The organism is Streptomyces sp. NPDC007917 (genome assembly GCF_042959105.1).
Classification (GTDB): Bacteria; Actinomycetota; Actinomycetes; order Streptomycetales; family Streptomycetaceae; genus Streptomyces.
Genome location: NZ_JBIBKK010000015.1, coordinates 47,004 through 56,633 on the forward strand (window position 1 = coordinate 47,004; position 9,630 = coordinate 56,633).

The 9,630-nt window shown below is 71.5% G+C and carries 7 protein-coding genes; 2 read left to right on the forward strand and 5 right to left on the reverse strand.

The window, feature by feature from the left end; all coding sequences use genetic code 11:
* Nucleotides 1-126: 126 nt before the first annotated feature.
* The 3 genes from ACFZDL_RS28085 to ACFZDL_RS28095 form a co-directional block, all read right to left on the reverse strand.
* A complete protein-coding gene (locus ACFZDL_RS28085; protein WP_353591897.1) occupies nucleotides 127-1,356 on the reverse strand; it encodes a sensor histidine kinase in 1,230 nt (409 codons plus the stop codon).
* A 115-nt stretch (nucleotides 1,357-1,471) separates the two neighbouring features.
* Entirely contained in the window at nucleotides 1,472-3,766 is a 2,295-nt protein-coding gene (locus tag ACFZDL_RS28090) for an MMPL family transporter (protein WP_353591896.1), read from the reverse strand.
* A gap of 177 nt (nucleotides 3,767-3,943) precedes the next feature.
* Nucleotides 3,944-4,114 carry a hypothetical protein gene (locus ACFZDL_RS28095; RefSeq protein ID WP_353591895.1) on the reverse strand — a complete coding sequence of 57 codons (171 nt, stop codon included), beginning with the start codon at nucleotides 4,112-4,114 and terminating at the stop codon, nucleotides 3,944-3,946.
* Nucleotides 4,115-4,227: 113 nt separating this feature from the next.
* On the opposite strand from ACFZDL_RS28095, the gene ACFZDL_RS28100 reads away from it, so the two are divergent.
* Nucleotides 4,228-4,509 (forward strand): DUF1876 domain-containing protein, encoded by a 282-nt coding sequence (locus ACFZDL_RS28100; RefSeq protein ID WP_353591894.1) that lies wholly within the window; start codon nucleotides 4,228-4,230, stop codon nucleotides 4,507-4,509.
* 87 nt (nucleotides 4,510-4,596) lie between these two features.
* Here the strand turns inward: ACFZDL_RS28100 and ACFZDL_RS28105 are convergent, their stop codons facing one another.
* Nucleotides 4,597-6,213 carry a BBE domain-containing protein gene (locus ACFZDL_RS28105; RefSeq protein ID WP_353591893.1) on the reverse strand — a complete coding sequence of 539 codons (1,617 nt, stop codon included), beginning with the start codon at nucleotides 6,211-6,213 and terminating at the stop codon, nucleotides 4,597-4,599.
* Between the two features lie 181 nt (nucleotides 6,214-6,394).
* Nucleotides 6,395-7,240 carry a proteasome subunit beta gene (gene prcB, locus ACFZDL_RS28110; RefSeq protein WP_353591892.1) on the reverse strand — a complete coding sequence of 282 codons (846 nt, stop codon included), beginning with the start codon at nucleotides 7,238-7,240 and terminating at the stop codon, nucleotides 6,395-6,397.
* Between the two features lie 533 nt (nucleotides 7,241-7,773).
* On the opposite strand from prcB, the gene ACFZDL_RS28115 reads away from it, so the two are divergent.
* Nucleotides 7,774-9,603 (forward strand): acyl-CoA dehydrogenase family protein, encoded by a 1,830-nt coding sequence (locus ACFZDL_RS28115; protein WP_353591891.1) that lies wholly within the window; start codon nucleotides 7,774-7,776, stop codon nucleotides 9,601-9,603.
* Nucleotides 9,604-9,630 lie beyond the last annotated feature (27 nt).

A 9,630-nucleotide genomic window follows, 5' to 3' on the forward strand; every position in this document is an offset into this window, starting at 1 on the left:
ACTCCAGGGTGGGTCAGGTGACGAAGGGTGCGTCGAGTCTGCCGGAGGGCCGGTCGGAAGGCATTGACGGCGAGCGCACAGTCGTTGACCCAGCGCGCAATGCCCGGGAGACGGCCGAAGGGCCGCTCAGGCCTCCCGCGCCCCCGGGTCCGGCGCGGGTTCCGGCCCGTCGGGGTGCAGGGGGAGTTCGGCGGTGACCTCGAAGCCGCCTTCCGGGCGGTGGCCCGCGCTGAGAGCGCCCCCCACCGAATGGGCGCGTTCGCGCATGCCGATGAGGCCGAAGCCATGTCCGGGCGCCGGTGCCTCGGCGGCCGCGGCGGTTCCGTCGTCGGTGACGCTGATGGTCAGCCGGTCGCGGGCGTAGCCGAGCCGCACCTGTGCGGCGTGTGCGGCGGCGTGCTTGGTGACGTTGGTCAGGGCCTCCTGCACGATCCGGAACGCGGTCAGATCCACTCCCGGGGAGAGCCGCCGGGGCTCGCCGCGCGTGGTGACCGTGACCGGGAGCCCGGCCGAGGCGAAGGCGTCGGTCAGCTCGGGGAGCCGGTCGAGGCCGGGGCTGGGTTCCAGGGGCGCGTCCGGGTCGTCCGTCCGGCGCAGCAGGCCGACGGTGGCCTTGAGCTCGCGCAGCGCGGAAGAGGTGGTGGAGGCCAGATCGGTGAGGATCTTGTGGGCCTGGTCGGGGTTGTTCCGGGCGAGGTGTGCTGCGGTGCCCGCCTGGGCGTTGGCCAGCGCCAGGTGGTGGGCGACGACGTCGTGCAGCTCACGGGCGATGCGCATACGCTCCTCGGCCACCCGCTGTCGCGCCTCCTCCTCGCGGGTGCGCTCGGCGTGTTCCGCGCGGGCCTGCGCGGCTTCCATGACGGCTTCCGTATAGGCGCGCCGGATGCGGACCGCGCGGCCGGCGGCGACGGGCAGCAGCAGCCACACGGCCGGGCCGATGGTCTTGAGCACCAGCGCGTGGTGGCCGGGGTCGGCGATCATCGCCGTGGTCACCAGCGCGGCGATGGTGGCCAGGCAGTAGGCGTAGGTGACCTTCCGCTCGGTGAGCGTCGCCAGCCAGTAGAGCGCCGCCATGGCGGGGGCCAGCAACAGGGGGGTGAGCAGATAGCCGACCGCGCTGGCCGCCGAGACGCACACCGCCGTCACGGCGACGGCGGTGCGCGGGTGGCTGCGGCAGCCCACCAGGGCGGCGCAGGAGAAGCCCGCGACGAGCAGGGCCGGGCCCGACGTCGGCGAGGTGCCGCCCGGCGTGCTGAGCGCGGCGCCGAGGACGACGAAGCCGAACAGCACCCCGGCCACGACCAGGTCGAAGATGAGGTGATGGCGCTCCGTATAGCGCTCCAGGCTGCTGGTCATCGGGGGTCTTTCGGTCGGGGTCTGGCTCCATGGTGGCCGACGTCGCGTGCGTACGGCCGACAGGGCCGCCCGGGGACGCGACCACGGGCGGCCCTCATGGGCGGGGTGGTGTCGGTCAGACGTGTGCCGATTGCCGCTCCGACGTGGTGTCCGGCGCCGGGACCGCGGCGACGGGGGGCCGGCGGCTGAGCGCCTCGCCCTCCACGTCGATGTCGGGCAGCACCTTGTCCAGCCAGCGCGGCAGCCACCAGGCGCGGTCGCCGAGCAGGGCCAGGACGGCGGGTACGAGCGCCATGCGGACCACGAACGCGTCGAACAGGACGGCCGTGGCCAGACCGAAGCCCATCATCTTGATCATGGATTCGGCGGAGCCCACGAACCCGGAGAACACGGCCATCATGATCAGCGCGGCGGCCACCACCACCCGGGCGCTGTGCCGGAACCCGGTGACGATCGCCTGGCCGGGCCGGTCCCCATGGACGTACGCCTCGCGCATGCGGGTGACCAGGAAGACCTCGTAGTCCATGGCGAGACCGAAGACGATGCCCACCAGGAAGATCGGCATCAGGCTCATGATCGGGCCGGTCTGCTCGACGCCGAGGAGGCCGGCGCCCCAGCCCCACTGGAACACCGCGACCACCGCGCCGAAGGCCGCGAGCACCGACAGCAGGAATCCGGCGGCCGCCTTGAGGGGCACGAGGAGGGACCGGAAGACCACCAGCAGCAACAGGAAGGCGAGGCCCACCACGACCGCGAGATAGGGGATCAGCGCGTCCTGGACCTTCTGGGCGACGTCGATGTTCACCGCGGTGGAGCCGGTGACCTCGAAGCTCGCACGGGTGGCGGACTCCAGCGCGGGCCGTTCGGCGCGGATGGTGCGCACCAGGTCCTTGGTCTTCTCGTCGGTGGGGGCGGTGGCCGGGGTGGCGGAGAAGACCGCGGTGTCGCCGGCGGCGTTGAACCGGGGCGGCGAGACGGACACGACCCCCTTGGTGGCGCCGATCCGGTCGGCGATCGTGCGCGCGGCGGCCTTCGCGCTCGCGGTGCCCGCGCTTCCCGTGCCCTTGGCGTCTCCGGTGCCCTTGGCGTCTTCGGCGCCCTTGGCGTCTTCGCTGCCCTTGGCGTCGACGACGATGGTCAGCGGTCCGTTGAAGCCGGGGCCGAAGCCCTCGGCCAGCGCGTCGTAGGCGCGGCGCTCGGTGGTCGAGGTGGACTTCGCCTCGTCCCCGGGCATGCCCAGCTGCAGACCGGTCACCGGTATCGCGATCGCCCCGAGCCCCGCCACACAGGCCAGCAGTACGGGCAGCGGACGGCGCAGCACGAACCGGGCCCAGCGGCTGCCCCCGTTGTGCTCGCCGCCTTCCTTGGCCTTCTTGACCTTCCTGCCCCGCCGGGTGGAGCGCGACAGCACGGCCCGCGGGAAGAAGCCGAGCAGGGCCGGGACCAGGGTCAGCGCGATGAGGACACCGATGGCGACCGCGCCCGCGGCGGCCAGGCCCATCTTGGTCAGCATCGGGATGCCGACCACCGACAGCCCGGCCAGCGCGATCACGACGGTCAGCCCGGCGAAGACCACCGCAGACCCGGCCGTGCCCGTGGCCAGCCCGGCCGCCTCCTGGGGCTCGTGGCCCCGGGCCCGCTCCTCGCGGTAGCGGGAGACCACGAACATGGCGTAGTCGATGCCGACCGCGAGCCCCAGCATCGAGGCGAGCGTGCCGGTCGTGCCGGACAGACCGAAGGTGCTGGCCAGGGCCATGATCGCAGCGATGCTTATGCCGACGCCGACGACCGCGGTCAGCAGCGGAAGCCCGGCGGCGGCCAGCGAGCCGAAGGTGATCAGCAGCACGACCGCGGCGATGGCGATGCCGATGCCCTCGGCCGCCCCGCCCGCCGCGGGCTGACTCGCCAGCGCGTTGCCGCCGACCTCGACGGTCAGCCCCGCGTCCCGCGCCTGCTGGACGGCGTCCTCCAGGGTCTTCTTGGACGCATCGGTGAGGTCGTCGGCCTTCACCTTGTAGGTGACGGTCGCGTACGCGGTGCCCGCGTCCTTGCTCACCGCCCGCGCCTGGAAGGGGTCCACCGCGCCCGCGACCTGCGAGCCGCCGGCCACCTCGTGCACGGCCTTCTCGACGGCCGAGCGGTTGTCGGACGCGGTGACCTTCTGCCCGTCCGGGGCGACGAAGACGATCCGGGCGCTCGCCCCGTCGGCCTTGGCGCCGGGGAAGCGCTGGTCCATCAGGTCGAACGCCTTCTGGGACTCGATGCCGGGCATCGAGTCCCCGGTGTCGGGAGCGGCGGGCGCCTTGACCGCGCCGAAGCCGACGGCGGCCAGCACGGCCACCCACAGCAGGGTGACCCACCGGCGTTGCCGGAAGGCCAGTCGGCCCAGCGAAAAGAGAAAAGCAGCCATGGGACGGAGGTCTCCGCATCTGAACTCGGGATACCTCTCCAGGCTCCCGGCGCGCGGCCCTTCCGTCGTCGTGCGGCTGCCGACAATCGCGGGTACTGAGATGGCAGTACACGGCGCCCACCAGGTCGTTCCCGAGCATGACCCCAGCCGCCACCGCCACCGCCACCGCCACCTGCCTCAGCCGGTCAGGGCCTCGGCGAGCGAGGTGACGGCGCCCACGGCCGCGCCGTACCCGGGGATGGCCACCAGCGGCCATGGCACGGGCCGGGGCGTGAGCACACGGACGTGGCAGGCGTAGTCGCGGAGGCAGCAGCTCTGGCTGATCTTTCGCCACCTGGCCTTCGCCACCTGGCCTTCGCCACCTGATCGGGGGAACGCCGCCAGGTGGTGCGGGCGTGGGGCAGTGGATGCACGCTGGGAGTGGATACTTGCTGGCAGGAGCGATTCCGGAGGTGATCGTCATGCCACAGACCACCGTGGGCTGGCATGTCGAACTGGAATTTGACGAGGACAGCCGCCACACCCGCGCCGCCGCCCTGGTCCGGCTCGCGGACGGGAGCGAGGTGCGGGGCCACGGGGCCGCGAGCCGGGCCCCCGCCGACACCAACCAGCCGCGGGTCGGCGAGGAGATCGCGGGCGCCAGGGCGCTCAACGAGCTGGCGGCGAAGTTGCTGGAGAAGGCGCACGGAGAGATCGACGCTGCGTCCGGCCGTACGTCACATCCACTGCATCTGAACCACTGACCCACTGAACCACTGAACCGCTCAGCGGTGCCGGCGGACGCCGGCGCGCACCTCGTGGGCGCCGGCGTCTCGGTCCCCGTCTGGCGGTCAGCGGGTGGCTTTCGGGGACTGGATGCCCAGTGTGTGGCTGAAGATGTTCTTCGGGTCCCAGGCGGCCTTGACCCTCTGCAACCTCGGGTAGTTGTCCTTGAAGTACAGCGTGGACCAGGGGACACCCGAGGTGTTCACGGCGGGGTCCGCCAAGTCGTCGTCCGGGTAGTTGATGTAGGCGCCGTCCTTCGGGTCCGGCACCCCGTGGCTATCGGCGTAGATCTCGCGGTACAGCCTCCGCAGCCACTCGACATAGGTGGCGTCCTGGCCGGGGTCGTCCCACGCCGCGGTGTACTGGACCCGCATCACCGCGTCGCGGTGCGGAAACGCCGTGGCGTCCGGGGCCACCGCGCTGATCTGCCCGCCGTAACTGGCGATGCCCACCGAGCCGAAGAGCAGCTTCGGGTCCTGCTCACGGGTCAGGTTCTCGTAGATGGCCGCGAGCTGGGTGTCGGAGAAACCCTTGCGCAGATAGCCCGACTTGATCTTGAGCCGGTAGATGTCCGAGTTCGGGCCGTCCAGCGCCGCGGCCAGCCAGGGCTGCTCGGTCCTGACCACATTGACCGGGGTGCCCACCCCCGCGCCCAGGGCGGCGAGATAGTCGTCCAGCAGCTCGGCGGCGTCGGGGCCGAACACCTGGCCGCTGGCGAGGTTGAGGTCGTTGGCCCTGCGGCCCACCGTCAGATCGGCGTACAGCCGGGTGGCCGCCGCGCCGACCGCGCTGTTGCGCTCGCACCAGTCCATGTGATTGCGGATCAGCCGGGTGAACTTCGTCTCGTCCAGCTTCAGGGCCTGCCAGGGCCACTGGGTGGAGAAGGCGATCGCGCTCTTGGGCGCCCGCGGCAGCAGCTGCCCGGGGTCGGAGCCCTCCGCACCCGGCGTGCGCAGCCAGTACCGGGTCACCACGCCGAAGTTTCCGCCGCCGCCCCCGGTGTGGCCCCACCACAGCTCGCGGTTCGGGTCACTCGCCTCCCGGGTGGCGACCACGGCCGACGCCTTGCCGTCCTTGCCGACCACCACGACCTCGACGGCGTACAGATGGTCCACGACCAGCCCCATGGCGCGGGACAGCACACCGTAGCCGCCCCCGCAGACATGGCCGCCGGCCCCGACGCCCGGACACCACCCGCCCGGAATCGTCACACCCCAGCCCAGCACCAGCCGCCGGTACACCTCACCCAACGTGGCGCCCGGCTCCACGGCGAAGGCGCGGCGCGCCGGGTCGTACGACACCTGCGTCATCCCGGACATGTCGATCAGCACCCGCACGGCCGGGTCGTCCACCCACCCCTCCGCGCAGTGTCCGCCGCTGCGCACGGCGATCCGCTTCCCGGAGTCCACGGCCTCCTGGACCGCCTTCACGACCTGCTCGGTCGAGCCGACCACCCATGCGTGGTCCGGTGTGCCCACCCAGCGCCTCTGGCCGCGCCGCACCAGATACGCGTAGCGCGCGTCGTCGGGGCCGGCCTTGACCGGGCCGAGCGGCGGTGTGCAGTCGGCCGCCGCGGCGCTTTCGGCCGCGCTGGCCGGGGTGTCCAGGGACAGCCCCCCGACGACCCCGGACGCGGCGGCGGTGGCGGTCCGCAGTAACTGACGGCGGTTGACCCCGGACATGCTGGTATCTCCTCGCGGTGTGACATCAAGGCGTACGAAACCAAGGCGGTGTGAAACCCAAGCGGTGACCGCAACGGCAACGGGACCACCGCCGAATCGCGGTGTGCGCGGTTGTGCGGACGACCGGTGCGGACGGCCGCTGCGGCGCGGACGTGTGCGGACGTGTGGGGACGTGTGCGGATTACAGGACCGGTGCCTGGGGACCGTCGGGCGCCGTGTGGCGCCCTTCGACGACGGCCTGCGCGACCGCCGCGACCTCGTCCTGGCCGAGCCGCCGGTACCCGTCCTCGGTGATGAGGGCGATGAGGGGGAACAGCCGCCGGGTGAGATCGGGGCCGCCCGTGGCGGAGTCCTCGTCCGCGGCGTCGTAGAGCGCCTGGACGACCGCGGTGACGATGTCGCGCTCCGGCATGCCCTCGCGGTAGAGCTTCTTCAGCGAGCCCCGGGCGTGGACCGAACCGGAACCGGTGGTGGCGAAGCCCCGCTCCTCGGAGCGGTTGCCGGTGACGTCGTAGGAGAAGACACGCCCGACGCCCCTGTGCACGTCGTAGCCCGCGAAGAGCGGAACCACCGCCATGCCCTGCATGGCCATGCCGAGATTGTCCCGGACCATGCTGGTCAGCCGGTTGGCCTTGCCGTCCAGGGAGAGGGCCGTGCCTTCTATTTTCTCGTAGTGCTCGAGTTCCAGCTGCAGGAGCCTGACGAGTTCCACCGCCAGGCCCGCGGTGCCGGCGATGGCGATCGCGGAGTGTTCATCGGCCGGGAAGACCTTCTCGTATTCCCGGTGGGCGATCAGGTTGCCCATCGTGACGCGCCGGTCGCCGGCCACCAGCACACCGTCCGCATAGGTCGCCGCGATGACGGTCGTGCCGTGGGGCGCCTCGAAGTCAGTCCGGGCGGGCGGCAGCTGACGCTTGGCCGGCAGGAGCTCGGGAGCCTGTGCCTTCAGGAAATCCAGGAAGGAGGAGGTCTCGGCGGCCAGGAAAGCGGGCGGCAGGCCGCCGTTCATTCGCGCGTCGAAGGTCATGCACGTTCCTTCCCGAGAGGCGTCGGCGGCTCCTGCTTGCCGCACATTACCCCACCCCCGCCCCGGGCAATCCGTGAAGAGACTCACGGTAGTTGTGCCCGAAAAATACTGCCGAGGGACGGGGCCGTCGGGGGAAGCTGTCATTTGGCTGCCACCCCGAGGTGTTGACCTCGGGCGCCCGGCCGTATGAGGGTGTGGGTGATTTCCGAAGTCCGGCACGAGGGGGAGGCTGTGGCACGTCGGCTGCGCATGTCGCATTGCGTTTCCCCAGGTCCGGCCCATTATCCGGCCCGCTGTCCGGCGTGTTGGACGGCCTTCTTGTCGCCGCGTAGCGGCCCCCCGGGCCGACGCGTCGCCCGTGGCCCGGGAGGTGCCGGTTCGGGCTGAGCGTCGCCCACCGCGCCGGTTCCCGATGCGCGTACCCCTGTCCGGTTCTGCGATCCCTTTCCCAATTTCTTCTTACTCCTGATCACGTCGTCGAGCGCGCGCCCGCGCGCTGGCCTGATTTTGTCTTTTCGCAGGAGGGATGCCTCATGTCTCGTCCGATCAACGGCATGAACGTGCCGGGGAGGACCAGCTTCCTGGAAGAGATCTTCCGCGGCTCACTGCGACTGGATCTCGTTCATCCGTTTCCGCTACAGCCCGAGAGCGACCGTAAACAGGGCGATGCGCTGGTCGCCGATGCCAAGGAGTTCGCCCGCGGGTTAGTGGATCCCGCCCTTGTGGAGAAGACCGGAGAACTGCCCCGGGAGGCCATCAAACGGCTGCGGGAGAGCGGTTACCTGAAACTGCAGAGTCCCCGGCAGCTGGGCGGCCTCGCCCTGTCCGATCTCAATGCCTTCCGCGTCATTCAGGCCATTTCCAGCTGGTCGCTTCCGCTCGGTCTGGTGGTCGCCGTACAGAACTCGATCGGCTTCGCCCCCCTGGTCCAGATTCTTCCCGAGGGCCCGCTGCGCGACATGCTCAGTGAACGCGTCGCGCGCGGACTGATATCCGCCTTCGCCGATACCGAACCCTCCGGCGCGGCCAATCACCGCAGGGAGACCGTCGCCGTCCCCACCGAGGACGGCCATGCCTACCTGGTCAGCGGCGAAAAGGTGTTCAGCGGCAACGCGCCCTTCGCGGAACTGCTGGGGGTGGTGGCCACCGTCCAGGAGGACGGCCGGGAGATGCGCAGACTGGTGGTCGTCGACCCGGACGCGCCCGGGGTGCGGCGGTCGGCCGAGCACGAGTTCATGGGCATCAAGGGCTTCCCCAACGGAGGGTTCACCCTCGACCGGGTGCGCGTGCCCCGGGACCACGTCTTCGTGGAGAAGCCCAGCGCCCACGACGTGCGGATCACCGCCCAGGCCGGGGGGCTGGCGATCCTGGGCCGGATGTATCTCATCGCGGCGCCGTCCCTGGCGATCGCCAAACTGTGCCTGGAGTGGTCGCGCGGTTTTGTGCGGCGCCGCCGCGTGGACGGCGTCCCGCTGGGGGAGTACGAGGAGATCCAGCACCTCATCGGCCAGTCCCTCGCCGACACCTTCGCCCTCGAAGCGGTCGCCGAGTGGAGCCTGCTGTGCGAGGACGCCGGTCTCAACCCGCTGTTCGAGCAGGCCGTGGCCAAGAACCTGTGCTCGCTGCTGTGCTGGGGCGTCGTGGACCGCACCATGTCGCTGTTCGCGGCGGAGGGCTATGAGACCGCGGCCAGCAAGGCGGCGCGCGGCGCGCCGCCCGTACCCCTGGAGCGTTCCTTCCGCGACGCCAGGAACCTGCGGATCTCGGGCGGGGTGGACTTCCAGCTGGACTACTGGCTCTCCAAGCTGGCGATCTTCTCGTACCACCGCGCGGGGGCCCTCGACGACGGCCAGGGCGCCGAGCAGGCCGCCGAGGCACGGGAGCGGCTGACCGCGGCGCTCACCCCGCGCAACCAGCGCCACCTGGCCGAACTCCACGACTCCGTCGAGGAGTTCCGCGCCCGCTGTGCCGCACTGGCCGAGGCCTACCCCGACGACGAGACGCTGTTCGCGCAGGAGCACACGCTGATCGCGGTCGCCCGCTGGGTCACCGAGATCATGGCCGCGAGCCTGGCCCTCGCGCGGGCGGCCCGGCGCTCCGCGGAACACGACACCGAGGCGCAGGACCTGGCCGACATCTACTGCACCGGGGCCCTGCGCCGGATCGCAGGGTACGCGCGCGAAGCGCGGGAGGAGGAGCGGCCCGACACCGGCCGGGTGACCCGGCGGTGGATCACCGGGGACGGCCACGGCGGGCTGCTCGACGACATCGTCGCCGACACGCCCGCCCCGGACACGTCCGCCCCCGGCACGTCTTCCCCCGGCACGTCCGCCCCCGGCACGTCCGAGCCCGGCGTGTCGTAACCGGACCGGTAGGCCCGGCACCCCGCA